The sequence below is a fragment of the Massilia sp. Root351 genome, assembly GCF_001425045.1.
Classification (GTDB): Bacteria; Pseudomonadota; Gammaproteobacteria; order Burkholderiales; family Burkholderiaceae_D; genus Rugamonas.
The window spans coordinates 127500-150328 of record NZ_LMDJ01000001.1; the positions used below are offsets into that span (position 1 = coordinate 127500).

22 protein-coding genes are annotated in these 22829 nt (G+C 66.6%); 13 read left to right on the top strand and 9 right to left on the bottom strand.

The annotated features are described in order from the left end of the window. Positions 1-9: 9 nt before the first annotated feature. Genes ASD15_RS00585 through ASD15_RS00595 form a run of 3 tightly spaced genes read left to right on the top strand, consistent with a single transcriptional unit; the run spans position 10 to position 4390 of the window. A complete protein-coding gene (locus ASD15_RS00585) occupies positions 10-2013 on the top strand; it encodes an alpha-amylase family glycosyl hydrolase (RefSeq protein WP_229418006.1) in 2004 nt (667 codons plus the stop codon). Between the two features lie 20 nt (positions 2014-2033). Continuing rightward, positions 2034-3005: a PfkB family carbohydrate kinase gene (locus ASD15_RS00590; RefSeq protein ID WP_057152737.1), complete on the top strand. Its 972-nt coding sequence runs from the start codon at positions 2034-2036 to the stop codon at positions 3003-3005. Between the two features lie 20 nt (positions 3006-3025). After that, positions 3026-4390, top strand: a complete 1365-nt coding sequence (locus ASD15_RS00595) for an MFS transporter (protein ID WP_057152738.1) — start codon at positions 3026-3028, stop codon at positions 4388-4390. A gap of 11 nt (positions 4391-4401) precedes the next feature. Here the strand turns inward: ASD15_RS00595 and bfr are convergent, their stop codons facing one another. Further along, positions 4402-4872 (bottom strand): bacterioferritin, encoded by a 471-nt coding sequence (gene bfr / locus ASD15_RS00600; protein ID WP_057152739.1) that lies wholly within the window; start codon positions 4870-4872, stop codon positions 4402-4404. A gap of 213 nt (positions 4873-5085) precedes the next feature. On the opposite strand from bfr, the gene ASD15_RS00605 reads away from it, so the two are divergent. Beyond that, complete coding sequence (locus ASD15_RS00605) at positions 5086-5766, top strand: Fe2+-dependent dioxygenase (protein WP_057152740.1); 681 nt, start codon at positions 5086-5088, stop codon at positions 5764-5766. A gap of 102 nt (positions 5767-5868) precedes the next feature. Here ASD15_RS00605 and ASD15_RS00610 read toward each other — a convergent pair whose 3' ends face one another. Then, on the bottom strand, positions 5869-6525 hold the full coding sequence (locus ASD15_RS00610; protein WP_229418007.1) for an energy transducer TonB: 657 nt from the start codon (positions 6523-6525) through the stop codon (positions 5869-5871). Positions 6526-6542: 17 nt separating this feature from the next. Beyond that, the gene (locus tag ASD15_RS00615) at positions 6543-6749 is read right to left on the bottom strand and encodes a bacterioferritin-associated ferredoxin (RefSeq protein ID WP_057152742.1); all 207 of its coding nucleotides are present in this window, start codon (positions 6747-6749) and stop codon (positions 6543-6545) included. A gap of 220 nt (positions 6750-6969) precedes the next feature. Here ASD15_RS00615 and ASD15_RS00620 point away from each other — a divergent pair, with 220 nt between their 5' ends. From ASD15_RS00620 to ASD15_RS00630, 3 genes are read left to right on the top strand one after another with little or no spacing between them, the layout of a single operon-like run. After that, on the top strand, positions 6970-7242 hold the full coding sequence (locus ASD15_RS00620) for a FeoA family protein (RefSeq protein ID WP_057152743.1): 273 nt from the start codon (positions 6970-6972) through the stop codon (positions 7240-7242). 3 nt (positions 7243-7245) lie between these two features. Further along, positions 7246-9135 (top strand): ferrous iron transporter B, encoded by a 1890-nt coding sequence (locus ASD15_RS00625; protein ID WP_057152744.1) that lies wholly within the window; start codon positions 7246-7248, stop codon positions 9133-9135. A 1-nt stretch (position 9136) separates the two neighbouring features. Further along, positions 9137-9424, top strand: coding sequence for a DUF6587 family protein (locus ASD15_RS00630; protein ID WP_057152745.1), 288 nt, complete (start codon positions 9137-9139; stop codon positions 9422-9424). 73 nt (positions 9425-9497) lie between these two features. Here ASD15_RS00630 and ASD15_RS00635 read toward each other — a convergent pair whose 3' ends face one another. Both ASD15_RS00635 and ASD15_RS00640 read right to left on the bottom strand, forming a co-directional pair. After that, positions 9498-11102 carry an FMN-binding glutamate synthase family protein gene (locus tag ASD15_RS00635; protein WP_057152746.1) on the bottom strand — a complete coding sequence of 535 codons (1605 nt, stop codon included), beginning with the start codon at positions 11100-11102 and terminating at the stop codon, positions 9498-9500. A gap of 127 nt (positions 11103-11229) precedes the next feature. Next, complete coding sequence (locus ASD15_RS00640) at positions 11230-13602, bottom strand: catecholate siderophore receptor Fiu (RefSeq protein WP_057152747.1); 2373 nt, start codon at positions 13600-13602, stop codon at positions 11230-11232. 182 nt (positions 13603-13784) lie between these two features. On the opposite strand from ASD15_RS00640, the gene ASD15_RS00645 reads away from it, so the two are divergent. The 3 genes from ASD15_RS00645 to ASD15_RS00655 all read left to right on the top strand — a co-directional run bounded on the left by ASD15_RS00645 (position 13785) and on the right by ASD15_RS00655 (position 15746). Then, on the top strand, positions 13785-14456 hold the full coding sequence (locus tag ASD15_RS00645) for a glutathione S-transferase (RefSeq protein ID WP_057152748.1): 672 nt from the start codon (positions 13785-13787) through the stop codon (positions 14454-14456). 69 nt (positions 14457-14525) lie between these two features. Then, entirely contained in the window at positions 14526-15302 is a 777-nt protein-coding gene (locus ASD15_RS00650; protein WP_057152749.1) for a 5'-3' exonuclease, read from the top strand. Positions 15303-15326: 24 nt separating this feature from the next. Further along, positions 15327-15746 carry an ANTAR domain-containing response regulator gene (locus ASD15_RS00655; protein ID WP_057152750.1) on the top strand — a complete coding sequence of 140 codons (420 nt, stop codon included), beginning with the start codon at positions 15327-15329 and terminating at the stop codon, positions 15744-15746. A gap of 27 nt (positions 15747-15773) precedes the next feature. On the opposite strand, the gene mnmA is transcribed toward ASD15_RS00655, so the two are convergent. Both mnmA and ASD15_RS00665 read right to left on the bottom strand, forming a co-directional pair. Continuing rightward, positions 15774-16880, bottom strand: a complete 1107-nt coding sequence (gene mnmA, locus ASD15_RS00660) for a tRNA 2-thiouridine(34) synthase MnmA (protein ID WP_057152751.1) — start codon at positions 16878-16880, stop codon at positions 15774-15776. Between the two features lie 43 nt (positions 16881-16923). Next, positions 16924-17406, bottom strand: coding sequence for an NUDIX hydrolase (locus ASD15_RS00665; RefSeq protein ID WP_057152752.1), 483 nt, complete (start codon positions 17404-17406; stop codon positions 16924-16926). Between the two features lie 298 nt (positions 17407-17704). Between ASD15_RS00665 and ASD15_RS00670 the strand changes: the two genes are divergently transcribed. The 3 genes from ASD15_RS00670 to ASD15_RS00680 are packed head-to-tail and all read left to right on the top strand — an operon-like array spanning position 17705 to position 20635. Beyond that, positions 17705-18817, top strand: a complete 1113-nt coding sequence (locus ASD15_RS00670; RefSeq protein WP_057152753.1) for a Re/Si-specific NAD(P)(+) transhydrogenase subunit alpha — start codon at positions 17705-17707, stop codon at positions 18815-18817. Between the two features lie 10 nt (positions 18818-18827). Then, positions 18828-19160 carry an NAD(P) transhydrogenase subunit alpha gene (locus ASD15_RS00675; protein WP_057152754.1) on the top strand — a complete coding sequence of 111 codons (333 nt, stop codon included), beginning with the start codon at positions 18828-18830 and terminating at the stop codon, positions 19158-19160. Next, positions 19157-20635 carry an NAD(P)(+) transhydrogenase (Re/Si-specific) subunit beta gene (locus tag ASD15_RS00680; protein WP_057152755.1) on the top strand — a complete coding sequence of 493 codons (1479 nt, stop codon included), beginning with the start codon at positions 19157-19159 and terminating at the stop codon, positions 20633-20635. Before ASD15_RS00675 ends, ASD15_RS00680 begins: the two co-directional genes overlap by 4 nt. A 47-nt stretch (positions 20636-20682) precedes the next feature. Here the strand turns inward: ASD15_RS00680 and ASD15_RS00685 are convergent, their stop codons facing one another. Together ASD15_RS00685 and ASD15_RS00690 are read right to left on the bottom strand one after the other, a co-directional pair. Then, complete coding sequence (locus ASD15_RS00685; RefSeq protein WP_082551449.1) at positions 20683-21612, bottom strand: TIGR02285 family protein; 930 nt, start codon at positions 21610-21612, stop codon at positions 20683-20685. A gap of 33 nt (positions 21613-21645) precedes the next feature. Continuing rightward, positions 21646-22791 (bottom strand): UbiH/UbiF/VisC/COQ6 family ubiquinone biosynthesis hydroxylase, encoded by a 1146-nt coding sequence (locus tag ASD15_RS00690; RefSeq protein ID WP_057153608.1) that lies wholly within the window; start codon positions 22789-22791, stop codon positions 21646-21648. Positions 22792-22829: the final 38 nt, after the last annotated feature.

Consider the following 22829-nt stretch of genomic DNA (forward strand, 5'->3'; position numbering starts at 1 on the left):
TAGAAGAAGATGATCGAGATGTCCCAGCCTTTGCCGCCTTTGCAATCCCTGCTGTCCGCCATGCCGGCGCTGCCCGACGCGCGGCGCGGCGAATTCGCGCGCCGCTACAGCGAACAGGAGGCCGTGCTGCATCAGCGCCTGTCCGGACTGTACGGCACCCTGCCCGGCTTTGCGCGCTGGTATGCCGAACTGGCGGCGCAAGTGGGGCGCCTGGCGGCGGCCCGCCCGGCAGAGCTGCAGGCGCAGGACGAACAGCGGCTGGCCAATCCGGACTGGTTCCAGGACCAGTCCATGCTGGGCTACTGCGCCTACGCCGACCGTTTCGGCGGCAGCCTGGCCGGCGTGGCGCAGCGCATTCCGCACTTGCGGGAGCTGGGCGTGCGCTATCTGCACTTGCTGCCTTTCCTGCGCCCGCGCGCCGGCGAAAACGACGGCGGCTTCGCCGTCGCCAGCTTCGACGACGTCGATCCCAAGCTGGGCGGCAACGCCGACCTGGATGCGCTGACGGCGCGGTTGCGCGCTGCCGGCATCAGCCTGTGCTCGGACTTCATCCTCAACCACGTGGCGGACGACCATCCTTGGGCACGCGGCGCGCGGCGCGGCGACAGCGCGCTGCGCGCGTACTTCCACGTCTTCCCCGACCGCCGCATGCCGGACCGCTACGAGCGCACGCTGGGCCAGGTGTTCCCGCAAGTGGCGCCAGGAAATTTCAGCTATGTGGAAGACATGGGCGGCTGGGTCTGGACCACGTTCTATCCCTACCAATGGGACCTGAACTACGCCAACCCGGCGGTGTTTGCGGACATGGCGGCAGCCCTGCTGCGCCTGGCCAACCGTGGCATTGAAGTGTTCCGGCTCGATTCCACGGCCTTCCTGTGGAAGCGCGAAGGCAGCAACTGCATGAACCAGCCGGAGGCGCACGCGCTGCTGCAGGCCTTGCGCGCGATTGTCGCCATCGCCGCGCCGGGCGTGCTGCTCAAGGCCGAGGCCATCGTGCCGACGCGCGAGCTGCCGGCCTACTTCGGCGACGCGCAAGCGCCCGAATGCCATATCGCCTACCACAGCAGCCTGATGGCGGCAGGGTGGGGCGCGCTGGCCGAGCAGGACGCCGCGCTGCTGCGTGCCGTGCTGGCCCGTACGCCCGAATTGCCGCCGCACACATCGTGGCTGAGCTATGTGCGCTGCCATGACGACATCGGCTGGAACGTGCTGCGCGCCGAGGCGGGCGAGGCGGACGGCGCGGACGCCGGCCCGGAGCGTGCACGCGCGCGCCTGGCCGCCATCGCCAACTTCTACAGCGGCTCGGCAGGTCAGTACGCCGATGGCGCGCGGCCGAGCGGCGCCGCCTTCCAGAGCAGCGACCCGCACGCGGCGCACGGCAGCAACGGCATGGCCGCCTCGCTGGCTGGCCTGGCCGGGGTACCGGCCCAGGTAGCGCCACCTCCATCGCCGCAGCATCCGTCGCGGCCGCAGCCGCTTGCACAGGACCTGGAGCGGCAGCAAGCCGCCCTGCGCCGCGCGCTGCTGCTGCACGGCCTGGCACTGAGTGCGGGCGCGCTGCCCGTGCTCTACATGGGCGATGAACTGGCCCAGCGCAACGACGACAGCTACCGCGGGCGCTCCGAGCACGCCATGGATAGCCGCTGGCTGCAGCGCCCGGTATTTGACGAATATGCTTTCGCCCAGCGCGGCGACCCGGCCACGCCCGCCGGGCAAATGTATGGCGGCCTGCGCGCGCTGCTGGGCGCCCGGCGGCGGCTGGACGCGCTGGCGGCAGGCGCCCCGCGCACCGTGCTGGCCTCGGCTGCCGCCGTGCTGGCGCTGGCGCGCGGCCCGCGCTTCGTGGCACTGTTCAATTTTTCCGGCAGCATGCAGCCGCACACCCTGGCGCGAGTCACGCCAGGGCAGGGTGCCGCAGACGCCGGCTGGCGCGACAGCTTGACAGGCCAGCTATGCTCGGGTGTAGTGGAGCTCGCGCCCTGGTCCATGCTGTGGCTGGAGGCGGCGCCATGAACCAGCTTAAAGGAGCAGCAATGGAACAAGCACGCGGAGCGGCAACGGCCGTGGTATTTGGCGAAGCGCTGGTGGACGATTTCGGCGACTTGCAGGTAGTCGGCGGCGCACCGTTCAACGTGGCGCGCAACCTGGCCGGCTTCGGCATGCCGCCCTTGATGGTCACCCGCATCGGCGACGACGCCAACGGCGCCCGCATGCGCAGCGAGTTCCAGCGCTTCGGCATGAGCGAGGCCGGCCTGCAAGTGGGCGCCGGTGAACCGACCGGCCGCGTGCAAGTCGAACGCACCGGTGACGGCAGCCACCGCTTCCACATCCTGCCGGACCAGGCCTACGACCGCGTGCAGCCCGCACCCATGCTGGGCGCGCTGGCCGGCCTGGCCGAGCCAGGCCCCGGCCCCGGCGCCCCCTCCGCCGTCTACTTCGGCACCCTGGCCCAGCGCACCGCCGAAGGCCGCGCCGCCCTGCGAGCGCTGCTGCAAGCCTGCAAAGCACCGCGCTACCTCGATCTGAACCTGCGCGACGGCCAGGCCAGCGAAGCCACCGTGTTCGATTCGCTGTGCCACGCCGACACGCTCAAGGTCAACGAAGAAGAACTGGTGCAGCTGTTCGACTGGTACGCCCACATCAGCCCCGGCACCGCCGACATGGACAGCCTGGACGTGCGCCTGGCGTGCGCCGAATTGATCACCAAGTTCTCGCTGGCCTGCATCATCGTCACGCTGGGCCCGCGCGGCGCGGTGCACTACGGCGCCGATGGCGAAGTTACCGCCAGCGGCCCGGCCGACGTGCCGCGCATGGTGGACACCGTGGGCGCCGGCGACGCCTTCTCCGCGGTCTACCTGTACGGCAGCGCCCAAGGCTGGCCGCTCGCGCTCACCATGGCGCGCGCCAACGCCTTCGCCGGCGGCATCTGCGGCATCGCCGGCGCCGTCCCGCAGGACACCGCCTTCTACCAACCCTGGCTCGCGCGCTGGCACAGCGCCGCCTGACACCCCAACCGGAGCACGCCATGGCGCTGCACAAGCCCCGCCTTTCGTTCTGGCAGATCGTCAACATGAACGTCGGATTCTTCGGCATCCAGTTCAGTTTCGGCCTGCAGCAAAGCAGCATGAGCCCCATCTACAGCTACCTCGGCGCCGACGAAGCCAGCCTGCCCTACCTGTGGCTGGCCGGTCCCGTCACCGGCCTGCTGGTGCAGCCGCTGGTGGGGGCGCTGAGCGACCGCACCTTGAGCCGCTGGGGCCGGCGCCGCCCTTACTTCCTGGTCGGCGCCATCCTGTGCAGCCTGGGCCTGCTGGCCATGCCTTTCAGCGCCGCGCTGTGGATGGCGGCCAGCCTGCTGTGGATACTGGACGCGGCCAACAACGTCACCATGGAGCCGTACCGCGCCTTCGTCAGCGACCGCCTGGCGCCGGCCCAGCACTCGCTGGGCTTCCTGACCCAGAGCGCGTTCACCGGCCTGGGACAAACGCTGGCCTACCTCACGCCGTCGCTGCTGGTGTTTCTCGGCATGAGCCGGGACGCCGTCAGCGGCAGCCACATCCCGCATGTGGTGATCGCCGCCTTCCTGATCGGTTCCGTGTTCTCGCTGGCCAGCGTGCTATGGACGCTGAAGACCACGCCCGAGCTGCCGCTGGACGACGAGGAAATCCGCCGCATCCGCGCCGCGCCGGTGGGCTGGCGCAGCACGCTGATTGAAATCGGCGCGGCCGTGCGCGACATGCCGTCGACCATGCGCCAGCTGGCGCTGGTGCAGCTGTTCCAGTGGTACGCCATGTTCTGCTACTGGCAATACATCGTGCTGTCGCTGGCGGCCACCATGTTCCACAGCAGCGATCCGGCTTCGCCCGGCTTCCGTGAAGCGGGCCTGCTGAACGGCCAGATCGGCGCCTTCTACAACTTCATCGCTTTCCTGGCCGCGTTCGCGCTGGTGCCGTTCACGCGCCGCTACGGCCCCAAGCGCATGCACAGCGTATGCCTGGCGCTGGCCGGCGCGGGCATGCTGTGCATCCCGCTGATCGACAGCCCGGCCTTGCTGCTGCTGCCCATGCTGGGCATCGGCGTGGCCTGGGCCAGCATGATGGGCAATCCCTACGTGATCCTGGCGGGCAGCATTCCGCCCGAGCGCACCGGCGTCTACATGGGCATCTTCAATATGTTCATCGTGATCCCGATGATCATCCAGATCCTCACGCTGCCGCTGTACTACCGCGCGTGGCTGGGCGGCCATCCGGAGAACGTGATCAGGCTGGCGGGTGCGCTGCTGCTGTGCGCTGCGCTGGCGATGCTGCTGGTGAAGGTGAAGGCGGCGCGCGGCCGGGACGCGGAAGAAGCGGAACTGGCCGCCGCAGCGGGGGCGGCGGCCAAGGGGTAATGCGGAGCGGCTTATTCGGACATCTGGCTCTGCAGGTAGTTCTGGATGCCGACTTTGCCGATCAGGTCGATCTGGGTTTCCAGCCACTCGATGTGCTCTTCGGTGTCTTCCAGGATCATCAGCAGCAGGTCGCGCGACACGTAGTCGCCGACCTTCTCGGCTTGGGCGATGCCTTCCTTGATCGTGATGTGGGCGGCGCGCTCCAGTTTCAGGTCGCAGTCCAGCATCTCTTCGGTGTTCTCGCCTATCATCACCTTGTGCATGGCTTGCAGGTTAGGCAGGCCTTCCAGCATCAGGATGCGGTCGATCAGCTTGTCGGCGTGCTTCATCTCGCCGATCGATTCTTCGTACTCTTTCTTCGCAATCTTCTCGAAGCCCCAGTGGCGGTACATGCGCGCGTGCAGGAAGTACTGGTTGATGGCGGTCAGCTCATTGGTCAGCTGCGCGTTCAGCAGGCGGATTACGTCGTTGTCACCCTTCATGGGATACCTCTTTTTGTCTGGTTGTTGAAGCAGGAAATGCCGCCATTCTGCCATGAACAAGCTCATATCTGTAAGGAAAACATGAAAAAATGGTCAGATAATAGTGGTGGTGAAAACGCTGTTCGAAGTGCGAACAATTCTCGTTTTCGTTACTCGCGCAGTTGCGCACACTTGGCGGATAATATCGGCTGATCTTCAAGCAAGGACACCGATATGATGCTGCACATTCCCGGCGTGCTCACGCCGGAACAGGTACTGTATTTCCGCCAGCGCCTGGCGCAAACCGACTGGGTCGATGGCCGCGAAAGCGTGGGCGCGCAAGGCGCGCAGGTCAAGCGCAACCGCCAGCTGGCCGAGGGCTCGCCGCTGGCCAAGGAGCTGGGCGACATGGTGGCGCGCGCGCTCACCGCCAACCCGCTGTTCTTCGCCGCCGCGCTGCCGCTGCGCATCCTGCCGCCGTACTTCAACAGCTACGCCGGCGGCGAGCAGTACGGCCTGCATATCGACGGCGCCGTGCGCACCGACGGCCGCACCCTGCAGACCCTGCGCGCGGACGTCTCCACCACGGTGTTCCTGAGCGAACCGGAAGAGTACGAAGGCGGCGAACTGGTGGTGATGGACTCCTACGGCTCGCACGAGGTCAAGCTGCCGGCCGGCGACGCCATCGTCTACCCGTCCAGCAGCGTGCACCGCGTGATGCCGGTGACCCGCGGCGAGCGCATGGCGTCCTTCCTGTGGACCCAGAGCATGGTGCGCGAGGACGCCCGGCGCGCCATGCTGTTCGAGCTGGATCAGAACATCCAGAAGGTGCGCGGCCAGCTGGGCGACAACCACACCACGGTCGGGCTGACCGGCCACTATCACAACCTGCTGCGCATGTGGGCCGAGATGTAGGGGCTGGCAGCCAGGACGAAAAAAATCCCCGCCGGCGCCATGAGGCGCCGGTGGGGACTGAAGGGGTGGTACTCGTAAGCGGTGAAAAGGGAGGCGGGGCGCTCAGACCTGCTGGAAGTTGATCGGCACCAGCACGTACACCGCGACCGGCTTGCCGTCTTCCATATAGGGCTTGAACAGCGCGCGCATGGCGGCGACGCGGCCCGCTTCGTCCAGGTTGCCGGAACCGGAGGACTTGGCGATGATGGCCTGCTCCGGCAAGCCTTTTTCGCTGATCAGCACGCGCAGCATGACTACGCCGGTTTCGCCCAGGCGGCGTGAAATGGTGGGATACACCGGCGCCGGCGCACGCACGTACTCCACGCCCTGCACCAGGCGCGGCGCGGCAGGTGGCGCCGGCGGCGCCGGGGCGGCCTGCTGCGGCTGCGCGGTGGACGGCGCGCTTGGCGCGTCCGCGCTGCGCGGCTGGGCCGGCGGCGGCGTGATGGTGTTTTCGACGGTGATGTTCAGCAGCGGCAGTGGCGGCGGCGTGATGGCCGGGGCCTGCATGACGGGAACGGTCTTGGGCGCCGGCGGTTCCGGCTGCGGCGCGGGAGGCGCCACGAACGACACGTTGACTACCTGCGGCAGCACGGCATGCACGGCGTCGCGCAGCATGCCCGTTTGCAGCAGGTAGAAGAATCCTGCATGAATGGCGACGATCGCCGTGAATTTACCCAGCTTTGCCAGCCCGTCGGGTGAGGGCCCGTCTATCGTCATCGCATGCATTGCATTCCTTACGTGGTCATGGAAGGCCGCTTCAATACTGTTTCATTGATGCAGCCCAGATGTGCGGTCAGGATCTCTTCGGCAGTCGAAGCGCATTGGCCGCAGCACGTGGCCAGGCCCAGGTCGGCGCGCAATTCGTCGATCGAAGTGATGCCCAGTTCTATGGCTTGACGGATTTCGCGGTCTGAGATGTTGTTGCAAATACAAACAATCATTGCGTTACCTTCTGGCTAGGATGGTGCTAACTAAATGCTCACTGATTCTGATGCCGATTCGTCACTTTTAATTGTTTCTTAATGAGAATCATTATCATTACGTTTCCTATTCTGCCGCAACCCGGCGTACAATGCAAGCAGTTCCTGCAAATCCAACTCATTCTCATTTAGCTCTATAATGGCCGCACAGAAATTCATCACCGATCCGACTGGAAGCCCCATGACGCAAGCGCCCCCCCTGACCCAACTCGACACGCTGGAGACCGGCAGAAGCGCCGTGGTCGTGCACGTGGCGCCGGGCAATCCGCAAGAAATGGAAGACGGCGCCGACCTGGCGCGGCGCCTGATGGAGCTGGGCTTCGTGCCCGGCGAGCGCATCCGCATGCTGAAGCGCGGCATGCCGGGCGGCGAGCCGCTGGCCATCAAGGTCGGCAACTCCACTTTTGCATTGCGCCGCTTCGAGGCCGCGCTGATCTCCATTCAACCGGAATAAACCATGGGTGCAGTAGAAAAACCGGCGCAGGCCGCAGCGCAGGCGCCGATGGTGGCCCTGCTGGGCAATCCGAACTGCGGCAAGACCGCGCTGTTCAACCGCATCACCGGCGCGCGCCAGAAAGTGGCCAACTACGCCGGCGTGACCATCGAACGCAAGGAAGGCCAGTTCACTTCGCCCGACGGCCACGGCTTCCGCCTGCTGGACCTGCCGGGCGCCTATTCGCTGAAAGCCCACACGCCGGACGAAGCCATCACGCGTGACGTGGTGGCCGGCCTGCGCGCCGGCGAAGCGGCGCCGGACGTGGTGGTGTGCGTGGTGGACGCCACCAACCTGCGCCTGAACCTGCGCCTGGTGCTGGAGATCAAGCGCCTCGGCCTGCCGATGATACTGGCGCTGAACATGGTGGACGTGGCCAGGAAGCGCGGTATCGCGATCGACGCCGACAAGCTGGCCCGGGAACTGGGCATGACGGTGGTGGAAACCGTGGCGGTGACGGCGGGCGGCGAAAAGTCGCTGCTGCGCGCGCTGGACCTGATGTGGCCGCTGGCCGCCAGCAAGGCCAATCCGCTGGCCGCCATCGACGCGGTGCCGGTGGAGGAGACGCAGCGCGAAGTGCGGCGCATCCTGTCCGTGGTCAGCAACGACAGCGCGGACAAGGGCAACCTGAGCGAAAAGATCGATGACGTGGTGCTGCACCCGGTGCTCGGCCCCATCATCCTGGCGGTGCTGATGTTCCTGGTGTTCCAGGCGGTGTTCGCCTGGGCCGCGCCCGTCATGGAATGGATCAAGGACACGGTGGACGGCGGCGGCGGCCTGCTCAAGGAGCACATGGCCGACGGCGTGCTGCGCAGCCTGCTGGTGGACGGCGTGATCAGCGGCGTGGGCAGCGTGCTGGTGTTCCTGCCGCAGATCCTGATCCTGTTCTTCTTCATCTTGGTACTGGAAGACTGCGGCTACCTGCCGCGCGCGGCCTTCCTGCTGGACCGCATGATGGGCGGCGTGGGCCTGTCCGGGCGCGCCTTCATCCCGCTGCTGTCCAGCTTTGCCTGCGCCATCCCGGGCGTGATGGCGGCGCGCACCATCCAGAATCCGCGCGACCGCCTGGTCACCATCATGATCGCCCCGCTGATGACTTGCTCGGCGCGCCTGCCGGTGTACGCGCTGGTGATTGCCGCCTTCATCCCCGAGCGCGAAGTGTGGGGCATGCTCAGCCTGCAGGGCCTGGTGCTGTTCGGGCTGTACGTGGCCGGCATCGTCTCGGCCATGGCGGTGGCGTGGTTCTTCAAGCGTTCGCTGGGCGCCAAGAGCAAGCAGCCGCTGATGCTGGAACTGCCCAGCTACCACTGGCCGCATATGCGCAACCTGGCCATCGGCCTGTGGGAGCGCGCCAAGATCTTCCTGACCCGCGTCGGCACCGTGATCCTGACGTTGATGGTGCTGCTGTGGGCGCTGAGCAGCTTCCCCGGCGCGCCGGAAGGCGCCACCCATCCGCCGATCTACTACAGCCTGGCGGGCTTGCTGGGGCGCGGCCTGGAATTCATCTTCGCGCCGATCGGCTTCAACTGGCAGATCTGCATCGCGCTGGTGCCGGGCATGGCCGCGCGCGAAGTGGCGGTAGGCGCGCTGGGCACGGTGTACGCGCTGTCCCAGACCGGCGACGAGCTGGCCTCGCAGCTCGAGCCCATCCTGTCGCAGACCTGGTCGATGGCCACCGCGCTGTCGCTGCTGGCCTGGTACGTGTTCGCGCCGCAATGCCTGTCCACCCTGTCGGTGGTGCGCCGCGAAACCGGCAGCGTGCGCTACGCCTTCATCATGGCTGGCTACATGTTCGCGCTGGCCTATACGGCGTCGTTCATCACCTACCGCGTTGCGGTCATGCTGGGAGCCTGATATGTGGCAGCAGATCATCGTCGGCCTGATCGTCGCAGCGGCGCTGGTGCACGCCAGCACCAAGTATCTGCCGGCCGGCTGGCGCCGCCGCATCGTCTACGGGCTGGCCCGGTGCGGGCTGAACGAAGACAAGCTGGCCAGGTTCTTCAAGGTGCAGGACAGCTGCGGTTCCGGCTGCGGTTCCTGCGGCAGCTGCGGCAGCGGCGGCAGCGGCGGTAGCAAAGACGCCGCCGCCCCGCCGTCCCCGCCGGTATCCCGGCGCGTCATCAAGCTCCACGTCCAGCGCTGATCTTTCCGGCCAGACAAATGGGGTCAGGGTTAATTTTCCCGTGCGGGAAAATTAACCCTGACCCCATTTTGCTTTACGGCAGTGGATGGAAGGACTCGGCCTGGGCCACGGGCCAGTACAGGCCGAACACCGGCGGCAGCTTGGAGAGCAGGGTGGGATCGAGCAGCTGGCCGGGCTCGAGGTAGGGCAGCAGCGCGGACGCGAGCTTGACCTGGTTGGGCGAGATGCGCCGCACGATGTGGTGCGGCTTCAGTTGCGACGGATGGGTCAGGCCGGCGGCGGCGATCAGCTCGGCCAGCGCTTTCAGCGTGTTCTGGTGGAAGTGCGCCACGCGCTGGGTCTTGTCCGGCACCACCAGCGCGCGCTGGCGCAGCTTGTCTTGCGTGGCCACGCCGGTCGGGCAGTGGTCGGTGTGGCAGCTCTGGCTCTGGATGCAGCCCAGCGCGAACATGAAGCCGCGCGCGGAGTTGCACCAGTCGGCGCCCAGCGCCAAGGTGCGCGCGATGTCGAAGGCGGTGATGATCTTGCCCGAGGCGCCGATCTTGATGCGCTCGCGCAGCCCGGCCCCTACCAGCGTGTTGTGCACCAGCAGCAGCGCCTCCTGCAGCGGCGTGCCGACGTGGTCGGTGAACTCCAGCGGCGCCGCGCCGGTGCCGCCTTCGCTGCCGTCGACCACGATGAAGTCGGGCGTGATGCCGCACGCCAGCATGGCCTTGACGATGCCGAAAAATTCCCACGGGTGGCCGATGGCCAGCTTGAAACCGGTCGGCTTGCCGCCGGACAGCTTGCGCAGCCGGTCGATGAAGGCCAGCATTTCCAGCGGCGTGGAGAAGGCCGAGTGGTTGGCCGGCGAGATGCAGTCCACGCCCGCCATGACGCCGCGCGTGGCGGCGATCTCCGCGCTCACCTTGGGCCCGGGCAGCACGCCGCCGTGGCCGGGCTTGGCGCCCTGCGACAGCTTCAGTTCTATCATCTTCACCTGCGCGGTGCAGGCGTTGGCGGCGAAGTTCTGTTCCGAGAAGCTGCCGTCCGCGTTGCGGCAGCCGAAGTAGCCCGAGCCGATTTCCCATACCAGGTCGCCGCCGTTTTCGCGGTGGTAGGGGCTGATGCTGCCTTCGCCGGTGTCGTGCATGAAGCCGCCGATGCGCGCGCCGCCGTTGAGCGCCAGGATGGCGTTGGCCGACAGCGAGCCGAAGCTCATGGCCGACACGTTGAACACGCTGGCCTTGTAGGGCTGGGCGCGCGGGCAGTCCGGATGGTTGCCGATTTCGATGCGGAAGTCGTGGCCGTTCACCGGCACCGGCTGGATCGAGTGGTTGATCCATTCGTAGCCGGCCTGGTAGACGTCAAGCTGGGTGCCGAAGGGGCGCTTGTCGGTGTCGAGCTTGGCGCGCTGGTAGACGATGCTGCGCTGGTTGCGCGAGAACGGCGCGGCCGACTGGTCGTCCTCCAGCAGGTATTGGCGGATCTCGGGCCGGATCGCCTCGAACATGAAGCGGAAGTGCGCCAGGATGGGGTAGTTGCGCCGCAGCGCGCGCTTGGTCTGCAGCACGTCGGCGATGCCGACGGCGGTCAGCACGGCCGCCGCCGCCGGCACCCACAGCGGCGCGCCCATGGCCAGTGACAGCGGCAGGGCGGCGGCAGCGCCGGCGAATGCGGAATAACGCAGCATGGTCATGGACGCTCCTGGTCGGTACGGTGGGCCGATTGTAGGGCGGAAACAAAAAAAGCGCCACCGGGGTTCGGTGAACCCGGTGGCGCTGCACGCATGGCCTGCCCGCGAAGGGGCGGCCGGGGCGGGATGCTTAGAAGCGGAAGTTGGCGGTCAGGCTGGCCGAGCGCGGGGTGCTCGGGGTGTAGCGGTAGCCGGACTTGTTGATCGCCGCGACATAGGTCTCGTCGGTGATGTTGTTGATGTTCAGCTGCAGGTCCACGTTCTTGTTGATGGCGTACGCAGCCATGGCGTTGGCAACCCAGTAGCCTTCCACGAAGGCCGGGGTGCCGACGGCGCCGTCGGTGCCGCGCAGCATGTCGCCCGAATAGCGCAGGCCGCCGCCGATCTTCAGGCCCATCGGCAGGGTGTACGAGGTCCATGCGGTGAACGAATCCTTGGGCGTGTAGGTCAGCTGGTTCTCGCCGCTGGCGCTGATGGTCTTGCCGGACAGGACTTCGGTTTTCATGTGGGCGTAGCCCGCGCTGACCAGCCAGCCGCGCGCGATCTCGCCGGTGACGCCGATTTCAATGCCTTCGACGCGCTTCTTGCCGGTCTGGTAGTACTTGGTCAGGTCGGTCGCGTCCTGCTCCACTTCGTTCTTCACGGTGGTGCGGTAGATGGCGCCGGTCAGGGCCAGCTTCTGCTTCAGCAGGTCCCACTTGCCGCCGATTTCCTGGGTCACGGTTTCCTGCGGGTCGAACTTCGGATTGGCCGCGCTGTTGGCGCTGGCGGACAGGGCGAAATTGTTGCCGCCCGGCGGCTGCTTGGAGGTGGCCACGGTGGCGTACACGCTGCTGTCCGGGGTCGGCTTGTACAGCGCCGACAGCTTGCCGTTGACCAGCGTGTCCGACGCGGTCAGGTTGGTCGGCACCGGGGTGCCCACCGGGATCGCGGTACCGGTGGCGGTCGACAGGGCCACCGCGTTGTAGGTGGTGCGGTAGTGGTCGGCGCGGATGCCGCCGCTGAACATCCACTGCTCGCCCAGCTTGGCGGTGTCGAACAGGTACAGGCTCTGGGTGTTGGTGCTGCCGTCGGTGAACGCGCCGCTGCGGGTCGGGTTCAGGCCGGTGAGCGCGGCCGACGGGTCGGGCGCGTACAGCGGGGTGTCGGCCAGGGTGCCCAGGCTGGCGGCCAGGTAGCTGTAGCTGACCTGCTTCTCGTTGGTGAACTCCACGCCGGCCACGGCGGTGTGCTTCATGCCGGCCGCGTCGAATTCGGCGGTCAGGTTGGTCTGGTTGGTCAGGATCTCGTTGCGCTGGTCCTTGATGGTGCGGGTGTTGCGCTTCAACATCCATTGCGAGGTCGGCAGCACCACGCCGGCCGGGGTCTCGGTGATCAGGTTGCCCACCGCGCCGGTGGTGGCGTTCAGGCCGGTCACCATGAAGGCGGTCAGCAGGTAGTCCTGCTTGGTCTTGCCGAAGCGCGCGGTGTTCTGCAGCTTCAGGGACGGCGAGAAGTCGTGGTCCACGCGCACGGTGGCCATGTCCGCTTTCACCTTGTCGTAGTCGCTGGTCGAGCCGTAGAAGCCTTCCGGGTCCACCATGGCGGCGCTGTTCAGGTACAGGCGGCGCTTGGCGGCGTCTTTATTGTTCGAGTCCGGGCTGCTGTAGCCGGGCAGGCCGATGGTCGGCACGCCGCCATCGGGGATGTTGTCCTGGTCCACGTGCAGGTAGCTCAGGGTCAGGCGGGTCGGGCTGCCCAGGCCGAAGGAAACGGTCGGCGCGATGGCCCAGCGCTTGTTCTTGATCACGTCGCGGCCCGGCTTGCCGCTGTCCTGCGCCAGCGCGTTGAAGCGGAAAGCGATGCCTTTTTCAGCGCTCAGCACCTGGTTCACGTCGGCGGTGGCGCGCTTTTGCTTGGCGCTGCCCACGGTCACGCGGCCGGAGTAGGCGTCCTGCATCTGGGCCTGCTTGGAGGTCAGGTTGACCGAGCCGGTCGGCGAGCCGCGGCCGCTGTCGGTGCCGGCCGGGCCCTTCAGGATGTCGATCTGTTCCACGTTGAAGGTGTCGCGCGAGATCGAGCCCATGTCGCGCACGCCGTCCACGTAGATGCTGCTGGAGGCGTCGAAGCCGCGCATGAAGATGGCGTCGCCGGTGTTGGTGTTGCCGTTTTCTCCCAGGAAGAAGGCGCCCACGCCCGGGGTGTTGGCCAGCGCTTCGGTCAGGGTCACGGCGCCTTGCTGTTCGATCAGCTCGCGCTTGATGACGGTGATGGTCTGCGGCGTGTTGACCAGCAGTTCCGTGTATTTGCCGGACGCGGCGCGGTCGGCCTTGAATTCGTTCTCTTTGGCGCCTTCGACGCGCACTTCCTGCACCGCGCCGGCCGGGGCGGCGGCACTGCTGCCGGCGGCGGCGGCTTCGGCTGCGTGGGCGCCAGTGGCAGCCATCGGCAGCAGCATGGCGGCCAGGAGCGTGTTCATCGGAGTGAAGGCTGGGGTTGCGTGCTTGCGGCTTTTGATTGCCATGTTGTGTTTTCTCGGTAAAAGTTTGTAAAGATCAACGAGATGATAGCAATTGCAAGCCACTATGTAAACGAGAATTGTTATCATTCCCATTCAGCTAGAGTGATAGTTCCAGCCGAAACATGGCGGGAATGCTAAGCTGGCGGATTGCGGGGCGCGCCCCGCGCACTATGAGGAAAGCCGTCATGATCGTGGTCCATCACCTGAACAATTCGCGCTCGCAACGCGTGCTGTGGCTGCTCGAGGAACTGGGGCTGGAATACGACATCGTGCGCTACCAGCGCGACGCCAAGACCATGCTGGCGCCGCCGTCGCTGCGCGCCATCCACCCGCTGGGCAAGTCGCCCGTGATCACCGACGGCGACGCCACGGTGGCCGAATCGGGCGCCATCATCGAATACCTGGTGGAAAAGTACGGCAACGGCAGGCTGGTGCCGCCCGCCGGCAGCGCCGACAAGCGGCGCTGGACCTATTTCCTGCACTATGCGGAAGGCTCGGCCATGGCGCCGCTGCTGATGAAGCTGGTGTTCGACCGGGTCGAGAGCAGTCCGGCGCCGTTCTTCGTCAAACCCATCGCCAAGGCCATCGCGGCCAAGGTCAAGGGCAGCTACATCCTGCCGCAGATCGAGCAGCACCTGGATTACCTGGAAGGCGAACTGGGCAAGACCGAGTGGTTCGCCGGCGCCGAGTTCAGCGCGGCCGACGTGCAGATGAGCTTCCCGCTCGAAGCGGCCGCCGCGCGCGGCGGCCTGGCGCGCAGCCGCCCCAAGCTGATGGCCTTCCTGGAGCGCATCCACGCCCGCCACGCCTACCAGCGCGCGCTGGAAAAAGGCGGCCCCTACGAGCTGCTGCGCTGAGCCGGTGCGCTGGGGGGGCGGCGGTGGCCAGTGCTAGAATGGCGCCACTGAACCAGAAGCAGATTCTCCATGGGTAGACTCCTCGCCATCGACGGCTTGAACATTGTGCGCCGCGTGTATGAAGCCAGCCCCGAACCCGATTCGGACCTGAAGGCCGACATCGCGCTGCGCCACGCGCTGTCCTCGTTCCGCAACCTGATCACCGACCACCAGCCGACCCACGTGCTGCCGGCTTTCGACTACGGCGGCGCCACCTGGCGCCACCAGCTCTACGCCGGCTACCGCGAGGGCCGCGCGCCCATGCCCGGCGTGCTGCGCGAGGCGCTGCCGGAGTTCTACCAGCGCCTGGCCGGCTTCGGCCTGCGCGTGGTCAGCCTGCCGGAGGTGGAGGCGGACGACGTGATCGGCACCGTGGTGCTGCGCTGGCTGGCCGAGGACAGGGGCGCGGCGGTGGTGGCCACCACCGACAAGGACCTGCATTGCCTGGTTGCCCAGGGCGCGCTGGTGTGGGACCATTTCAAGAGCGAATGGCACGACTATGCCTGGTGCGAGAAGAAGTGGGGCGTGCCGCCCGAGCAGCTGCCGGATCTGCTGGCGCTGATGGGCGACGCCACCGACAGCATTCCCGGCGTGTCCAAGGTGGGCCTGAAGACAGCGGCCAGGCTGTTGCGCACTTACGGCAATCTGGACGCCATCATGGCCGGCGCCGGCATCCTCAAGGACACGCTGGGCGAAACGTTACGAAAAGAGCGCGAGATGCTGTATCTTTCTCGTCAGCTGGTGCAGTTGAAGACCGACGTGCGGGTCGGCGTGAGCTGGAACATGCTGGCCTGGGAATCCGCGTAAAAGATAAAACAAGTGGGGTGAGAGATGTTAAAAGCGGTGATAGTCGACACCAGCGCGGTGGCGCGCGGCTTGCTGAACACGGTGCTGCTCGACGGCGGCTACGACGTGGTGGGCCAGGGCCACACCGGCGCCAGCGCCATCGCCCTGATGGTGAAGCACCAGCCGCAGCTGGTGTGCATTGCGCGCGACGTGTTCGACGCCGACGAGGCCTCCGTGGCCGAGCTGCGCAAGGGCTGGCCGAAGTCGCTGATCTTCATGGTGTCGAGCGAGTTCGACGCGGCCACGGTGCAGAAGGCGCACGCCATGGGCGTGAACGGCTTCATCGTCAAGCCCTTCAACGCCGGCACGGTGCTCAACACCATCCGCAACACCGTGATCGCGATGGTCAAGCGCCAGCAGAAAGCGCTGGCGGAGCAGAACGGCGGCGAAGCGCCGGGCGGGTAGGGGGGAGCGCAGCGTGGCCCGCCGAGCTCAGAACGTCGAGCCAGCGATAATCCCGCCGCCCAGGCACACATCGCCGTCATACAGCACGGCCGACTGCCCCGGCGTCACCGCCCACTGGGCGTCCGGGAAGCCCAGCGAGAAGTTGAGCGCCCCGTCGGCCTGCACGTCGCACGGCACGTCGGCCTGGCGGTAGCGCGTCTTGGCCGAGATGCGGCCGGCTTCAGGCGCCTCGCCGGCGATCCAGCTGGCCTGGTCCGCCGTCAGCGCGGACGACAGCAGCCACGGATGGTCGTGGCCTTGCACCACCCACAGCGTATTGTTTTCAATGTCCTTGCGCGCCACGTACCAGGCGTCGCTGGAACCGTCGGGGTTCTGGTAAGTCTTCACGCCGCCGATGCCGATGCCCTTGCGCTGGCCCAGCGTGTAGAACGACAGGCCCACATGCTCGCCCACCACCTTGCCGTCCGGCGTCTTCATCGGGCCCGGCTTGTGCTGCAGGTAGCGGCCCAGGAATTCGCGGAACGGGCGCTCGCCGATGAAGCAGATGCCGGTCGAATCCTTCTTGGCCGCGTTCGGCAGCTGCAGCTGCTCGGCGATCTTGCGCACTTCGGTTTTCGGGATTTCACCCAGCGGGAACAGCGTCTTCGACAGCTGCGCCTGGTTCAGGCGGTGCAGGAAGTAGCTCTGGTCCTTGGTGTGGTCGAAGGCCTTGAGCAGCTCGAAGCGGCCGTGCCGGGCATTCTGGCGCACGCGCGCGTAGTGGCCGGTGGCGATCAGGTCCGCGCCCAGGTGCATGGCGTGGTCGAGGAAGGCCTTGAACTTGATTTCGGCGTTGCACAGCACGTCCGGGTTCGGCGTGCGGCCGGCCTGGTATTCGCGCAGGAACTCGGCGAACACCCGGTCCTTGTACTCGGCGGCGAAGTTGACCGCCTCGATGTCCACGCCCACCACGTCGGCCACGCTGGCCGCGTCGATCCAGTCCTGGCGCGTGGAGCAGTATTCGGAGTCGTCGTCATCTTCCCAGTTCTTCATGAACAGGCCGATCACCTCGTAACCCTGTTCCTTGAGCATCCACGCCGCGACCGAGGAATCGACCCCGCCCGACATGCCGATAACGACTTTTTTCTTACTCATTCTTGATTTCCGTCAAACTTCTTTTAACTTGCTTCAAATTCGCTCAAACCTCGTCAAACACGGAGACATGTGTGTGCAACAGGTCCAGGGGCGCCCGTTTGCCCGCCAGGTACTCGTCGACGCAGGTGAGCAGCAAAGGACTGCGGTGGCGCTCGGCGCAGGCCGCGATTTCATCGCGCGTGAGCCACATGGTGCGCAGGATGCCTTCGTCCAGCGGGCGCCCTTCGTGCAGGGCGCCTGCCACGCCGCAAAAGGCGAAGCGCAGATACTGCACCGCCTCGCCGGTGCGTGCCGAACGGTAGCGCGACATATACATGCCCACCAGGCCGGTGGGCGTGAAATCGTAGGCGGTTTCTTCCAGCACTTCGCGCACCACGGCCTGCTCCAGCGACTCGAGCGGATCCAGGTGGCCGGCCGGCTGGTTCAGGCGTATTCCGTCGCTGGTTTCCTCCTCGATCAATAGGAATTTGCCATCGCGTTCGATGACAGCGGCAACGGTTACAGAGGGTCTCCAGGTACGCGGCATGTGTCTCTTCCTTGAAAGAGCCGCCATTTTAGCTTGTTCCGGGGTGTTGCGTTCCGATGTCGCCTAAATAGAGGGAAACTTCGATTAAAACCGGTTTTTGGGACTTGTTTTGCACGTGGTGGAATATGGTTTCCACGGTATGAAACCGGGGGTGTCTTATGCGCGACAGGCTATGGTTGTTGCTCGGCCAAAAAGGTTATCTTTCTAGAAAACCGTGCTATGTTCTCTGGAAGAGCAAGATTTGCAACATTATTTGGCAATATATTTCGCAATATTATTAGCAACTTCTGGAGGCAACATGAGGATAGGCATACCGGCGGAAACGAGGCCTGGGGAAACCCGGGTCGCGGCCACGCCAGAGACAGTAAAGAAGCTCGCTGCCAAGCACCAAATCATCGTCCAGGCGGGGGCCGGCATCACGGCCTCGGTGACCGATGAGGCGTATGCGGCGGCCGGCGCCACCATCGGCACGGCGGCGGACGCGTATGGCGCCGAGGTGGTGCTGAAAGTACGCGCCCCGAGCGCCGAGGAGCGCGTGCTGATGAAGCCGGGCACGGTGTTGATCGGCATGCTCAACCCTTTCGATGCGGAAAACATCACCGCCATGGCCGCTGCCGGGCTGCAAGCCTTCGCGCTGGAAGCGGTGCCGCGCATCACGCGCGCGCAGTCGATGGACGTGCTGTCCTCGCAGGCCAACATCGCCGGCTACAAGGCGGTGCTGGTGGGCGCCAACACCTACCAGCGCTTCATGCCCATGCTGATGACCGCCGCCGGCACCGTGAAGGCGGCCCGCGTGCTGATCATGGGCGTCGGCGTGGCCGGCCTGCAGGCGATCGCGACCGCCAAGCGCCTCGGCGCGGTGATTGAAGCGTCGGACGTGCGCCCGCCGGTGAAGGAGCAGGTGGAATCGCTGGGCGCCAAGTTCATCGACGTGCCCTTCCTCACCGACGAAGAGAAAGAGATTGCGCAAGGTTCGGGCGGCTATGCCCGTTCCATGCCGGCCGACTGGATGAAGCGCCAGGCGGCACTGGTGCACGAGCGCGCCAAGCTGGCCGACATCGTGATCACCACCGCGCTGATCCCGGGCCGCGCCGCGCCGGTGCTCATTTCCGAGGAAACCGTGAAGGCCATGAAGCCGGGCTCCGTCATCGTCGACCTGGCCGTCAGCCAGGGCGGCAACTGCCCGCTGTCGGAACTGAACAAGACCGTCATCAAGCACGGCGTGCACATCGTCGGCGAGCCGGACCTGGCCTGCCACGTGGCGGCGGACGCCTCCGCCCTGTACGCGCGCAACGTGCTGGACTTCCTCAAACTGATCATCGACAAGGAAGACAAACTGGTGATCGACCGCGAAGACGAGATCCTGAAGGCCACCCTGGTGTGCGCCGACAATCTGGTCCTGCGCAAATAAGGAGAACAAAATGGAAGTTAGCCACACCATCATCAATCTCATTATCTTCGTGCTGGCGATCTACGTCGGCTACCACGTGGTCTGGGGCGTTACGCCCGCGCTGCATACACCGCTGATGGCGGTGACCAATGCGGTATCGGCCATCATCATCGTCGGCGCCATGCTGGCGGCCGGTCTGACCGAAGGCCTGACCGGCCAGGTTGCCGGCACCGTGGCGGTGGCGCTGGCCGCCGTCAACGTGTTCGGCGGTTTCCTGGTCACCCAGCGCATGCTGGAAATGTTCAAGAAAAAGGAACCCAAGGCCAAGCCTGTGGCTGCCGCGATCGAGGGAGGCAAAGCATGAGCTTCATCAGCATGAACCTCGTCACGATGATGTACCTGATTGCCTCGGTGTGTTTCATCCAGGCGCTCAAGGGCTTGTCGTCGCCGGCCAACGCGCGCCGCGGCAATGCCTTCGGCATGACCGGCATGGCCATCGCGGCCGTCACCACGCTGGCGCTGATCCTCAAACTGCGCGCCGACGCTGCCAGCGCGGGCATCGGCTCGGGCAATGGCCTGGGCCTCGGCCTGGTGGCGCTGGGCGTGGTGGTGGGCGGCAGCATCGGCGCCTATCTGGCCAAGACCGTCGAGATGACCAAGATGCCGGAACTGGTGGCCGCCATGCACTCGCTGATCGGCCTGGCCGCAGTTTGCATCGCGGTGGCAGCCGTGTCCGAGCCGCACGCCTTCAACATCGCCAAGGTGGGCGAGGCACTGCCGCTGGGTAACCGGCTGGAACTGTTCATCGGCACCTTTGTCGGCGCCATCACCTTCTCGGGATCGGTGATCGCTTTCGGCAAGCTGGCGGGCAAGTACAAGTTCCGCCTGTTCCAGGGCGCGCCGGTGGTGTTCGCCGGCCAGCACATGCTGAACCTGGCGCTGGCGGTGGTGATGGTCGGCCTCGGCCTGGCCTTCGTGTTCGCCGGCGGCGTGGAACCGGCATGGACCCCGTTCATCATCATGACCGCCATCGCCTTCGTGCTGGGCGTGCTGATCATCATCCCGATCGGCGGCGCGGACATGCCGGTGGTGGTGTCGATGCTGAACTCCTACTCCGGCTGGGCGGCGGCCGGCATCGGCTTCTCGCTGAACAACTCCATGCTGATCATCGCCGGTTCGCTGGTGGGTTCCTCGGGTGCGATCCTGTCCTACATCATGTGCAAGGCCATGAACCGCTCCTTCTTCAACGTGATCCTGGGCGGCTTCGGCGGCGACGCAGCGGCGGCCACCTCGGGCGGCGGTTCGCAGCCTGCGCGCCCGGTCAAATCGGGTTCGGCGGACGACGCGGCCTTCATCATGTCGAATGCGGAAACCGTCATCATCGTGCCAGGCTACGGCCTGGCGGTGGCGCGCGCGCAGCACTCGCTCAAAGAGCTGGTCGAGAAGCTGACCCACAAGGGGGTGACCGTGAAGTATGCGATCCATCCGGTGGCGGGCCGCATGCCCGGCCACATGAACGTGCTGCTGGCGGAAGCCGAAGTGCCGTACGACCAGGTGTTCGAGATGGAAGACATCAATGGCGAATTCGGCCAGACCGACGTGGTGCTGGTGCTGGGCGCGAACGACGTGGTGAACCCCGCCGCGAAAGATCCGAAATCGCCGATCGCTGGCATGCCGATCCTGGAGGCTTACAAAGCGAAGAGCATCATCGTCAACAAGCGCTCCATGGCCTCCGGCTATGCGGGCCTGGATAACGACCTGTTCTACCAGGCCAACACCATGATGGTGTTCGGCGACGCCAAGAAAGTAATTGAAGACATGGTCAAAGCGGTCGAATAAGGCGGCTGCGCGCCAGACCAAAGCCCGCCTTCCGGCGGGCTTTTTTTTTAGTCGAAATCGGACGCGGGGCTGGGCCTGGCGCGCCGGCGGGCGAATTCGGCGGTGTCGGCGGCGTAGCGCTGGCGCGACGATTCGGTTTGCCAGCTCGATTGCGCGCGCACCAGTGCGGCCGCGCCTTCGCGCGTGCCGAGCAGGCGGTCGATGCGGATGATGGCGGCGCGGCCCCACGGCGTGCGAGGGCAGGCGAAACCGGCGGTGACGGGGGCGCCGCTGCCGGCCACCGGCACCGTGGCCAGCGTGGCCAGCTCCGGCGCGCGCGCGCGCTCGTAGGCGAAAGCGAAGTCATAGTCCAGCGTGTAGTCGGTGCGGCCGGCGGCGATCATCTTGAAGATGTTCTTGCCGTAGTTGCCGGCCGCCGTGGTGTGCAGCCCGGATGGCGCGGGCCGCTGCGCGATGGCCTGGTCGGCGAACTCGCCATAGCTGCGCTTGTCCACCACCAGGCCGCGCAGCGCGCCCTGCGCCAGCAGGGCGGTGAGGTTGGCTTCGCCGGCACTGTTGAGCGGTATGGCCGGCAGGGTGTCGCTGCGCACCACGAGGCTGGGCGGCGGCAGGCGGTTGGCGTCGCTGAAGTAGGCGATCCGTTCGCGGTCCGGCGTGCGCAGCGCCGCAGCGAAGCAGACCTGCTCGCCGCGCCCCAGCATCTCCCAGGTACGGCGCGCGTTGGCGTAGATGAAGCGGTGTTCGGTGTGCGGCCATCTGGCCAGGATGAAATTGACCGCCTGGTCGGCCACGCCCTGGCCCGGCTTGCCGTTCACAGGGATGGAAGCGGGGGCGAAGTCGGGCATCACCCAGGTCATCACGTCGCCGGCTTGCGCGGCGCGGCAGGCGGACAGCAACGCCGCCACGGCCAGCGCCACGCTCAACGCGCGCCGGTGCAGCGGAAGGGAGGCGCTGGCTTGGGGGGCGGAGGCGGGCATGGCGCGTCGGCTGGCTGGTGGCTGGCTGGGCGTCTAGCGGCGGCCGTACATCATCAGTTCGGCCAGCACGCTGCGCGCGGGGCCGAACAAGTCGATGGCGGCAAGCGAGGCGCCCAGCAGGACCTGCGCGGGCGAGTCGTTGGCGAACACGCGCGCCATGGTGTCGGTCAGGTGCACGGTCAGGCTGCGGTCGCCGCGGCGCAGGCTTTCATATTGCGCCAGCATGGACGGCGTGGCGCCTTGCGCCAGCAGGCGCGCCAGCACGGCGGCGTCGCGCAGGCCCAGGTTCAGGCCCTGGCCCGCCACCGGGTGCAGGGTCTGCGCGGCGTTGCCGATGGCGGCCATGCGCGCCGATCCCTGTACGCCGGCGTTCAATCCGAGCGGGAAGGCCAGCCGGCGCGAGACGCCGGTGAAGCTGCCCAGCCGCGTGCCGAAGGCCTCGCCCAGCTGCTGCAGGAAGGCCGCGTCGTCCAGGCCGAGCAGGCTGTGCGCCGTCTCCGGCCGCACGCACCACACCAGCGAGTATTCATCGTCCTGCGGCAGCAGCGCCAGCGGGCCTTGCGCGGTGAAGCGCTCGTAGGCGCGGTGCGGCACCGGCGCGCTGCTGCGCACCTGCGCGATGATGGCGGTCTGGCCATAGTCGCGCTGCATGGACTTGGCCTGCTGCTCGCCGAACAGGCCGCCCTCGGCCTGCACCACGATGGAGGCCGTGAGCGTGCGCCGCTTGCCGTCCTCCTCGACGGCGATGGCGACCTGGCCGGGCTGCTCGTCCAGGCCGGTCACCAGCGCGGGCCGCAGCGCGGCGATGCCGGCGCGCCCGCAGGCCGCGCCCAGCTCCGTCACGAGCGCGCCGTATCGGCTCACGTAGCCCAGTGCGTCGAGCTTGTGCTCCTCGCGGTCTATCACGCTGCGGCCGAACTGGCCACGGCGCGACACGTGGATCTGGTGGATGGCGGTGGCGGGCACCGGCCAGCTGCCGATGTCTTCCAGGATCTGGCGGCTGCCGTAGGACAGGGCCAGCGAGCGCGGATCGTTGCTGGCCTGCTGCAGGGTGCGTGCGTCGATCAGCGCGATGCGCTGGGGCGCCACGCTGCGCTTGACCAGCAGCGCCGCCAGCGCCATGCCGGCCGGGCCGGCGCCGCAGATGGCGATGTCATAGTCCGGCGGCAGCGGCTGCATCTGCTGCACCGGCGCTGCGCCGGTATAGGTGCGCGGGC

Excerpts from the sequence above, each read along its gene's own strand:
- ASD15_RS00585 (WP_229418006.1), top strand. The coding sequence starts at position 10 with ATGATCGAGATGTCCCAGCCTTTGCCGCCTTTGCAATCCCTGCTGTCC.
- ASD15_RS00590 (WP_057152737.1), top strand. The coding sequence starts at position 2,034 with ATGGAACAAGCACGCGGAGCGGCAACGGCCGTGGTATTTGGCGAAGCG.
- ASD15_RS00595 (WP_057152738.1), top strand. The coding sequence starts at position 3,026 with ATGGCGCTGCACAAGCCCCGCCTTTCGTTCTGGCAGATCGTCAACATG.
- bfr (WP_057152739.1), bottom strand. The coding sequence starts at position 4,872 with ATGAAGGGTGACAACGACGTAATCCGCCTGCTGAACGCGCAGCTGACC.
- ASD15_RS00605 (WP_057152740.1), top strand. The coding sequence starts at position 5,086 with ATGATGCTGCACATTCCCGGCGTGCTCACGCCGGAACAGGTACTGTAT.
- ASD15_RS00610 (WP_229418007.1), bottom strand. The coding sequence starts at position 6,525 with ATGACGATAGACGGGCCCTCACCCGACGGGCTGGCAAAGCTGGGTAAA.
- ASD15_RS00615 (WP_057152742.1), bottom strand. The coding sequence starts at position 6,749 with ATGATTGTTTGTATTTGCAACAACATCTCAGACCGCGAAATCCGTCAA.
- ASD15_RS00620 (WP_057152743.1), top strand. The coding sequence starts at position 6,970 with ATGACGCAAGCGCCCCCCCTGACCCAACTCGACACGCTGGAGACCGGC.
- ASD15_RS00625 (WP_057152744.1), top strand. The coding sequence starts at position 7,246 with ATGGGTGCAGTAGAAAAACCGGCGCAGGCCGCAGCGCAGGCGCCGATG.
- ASD15_RS00630 (WP_057152745.1), top strand. The coding sequence starts at position 9,137 with ATGTGGCAGCAGATCATCGTCGGCCTGATCGTCGCAGCGGCGCTGGTG.
- ASD15_RS00635 (WP_057152746.1), bottom strand. The coding sequence starts at position 11,102 with ATGACCATGCTGCGTTATTCCGCATTCGCCGGCGCTGCCGCCGCCCTG.
- ASD15_RS00640 (WP_057152747.1), bottom strand. The coding sequence starts at position 13,602 with ATGGCAATCAAAAGCCGCAAGCACGCAACCCCAGCCTTCACTCCGATG.
- ASD15_RS00645 (WP_057152748.1), top strand. The coding sequence starts at position 13,785 with ATGATCGTGGTCCATCACCTGAACAATTCGCGCTCGCAACGCGTGCTG.
- ASD15_RS00650 (WP_057152749.1), top strand. The coding sequence starts at position 14,526 with ATGGGTAGACTCCTCGCCATCGACGGCTTGAACATTGTGCGCCGCGTG.
- ASD15_RS00655 (WP_057152750.1), top strand. The coding sequence starts at position 15,327 with ATGTTAAAAGCGGTGATAGTCGACACCAGCGCGGTGGCGCGCGGCTTG.
- mnmA (WP_057152751.1), bottom strand. The coding sequence starts at position 16,880 with ATGAGTAAGAAAAAAGTCGTTATCGGCATGTCGGGCGGGGTCGATTCC.
- ASD15_RS00665 (WP_057152752.1), bottom strand. The coding sequence starts at position 17,406 with ATGCCGCGTACCTGGAGACCCTCTGTAACCGTTGCCGCTGTCATCGAA.
- ASD15_RS00670 (WP_057152753.1), top strand. The coding sequence starts at position 17,705 with ATGAGGATAGGCATACCGGCGGAAACGAGGCCTGGGGAAACCCGGGTC.
- ASD15_RS00675 (WP_057152754.1), top strand. The coding sequence starts at position 18,828 with ATGGAAGTTAGCCACACCATCATCAATCTCATTATCTTCGTGCTGGCG.
- ASD15_RS00680 (WP_057152755.1), top strand. The coding sequence starts at position 19,157 with ATGAGCTTCATCAGCATGAACCTCGTCACGATGATGTACCTGATTGCC.
- ASD15_RS00685 (WP_082551449.1), bottom strand. The coding sequence starts at position 21,612 with ATGCCCGCCTCCGCCCCCCAAGCCAGCGCCTCCCTTCCGCTGCACCGG.
- ASD15_RS00690 (WP_057153608.1), bottom strand. The coding sequence starts at position 22,791 with ATGCAGCCGCTGCCGCCGGACTATGACATCGCCATCTGCGGCGCCGGC.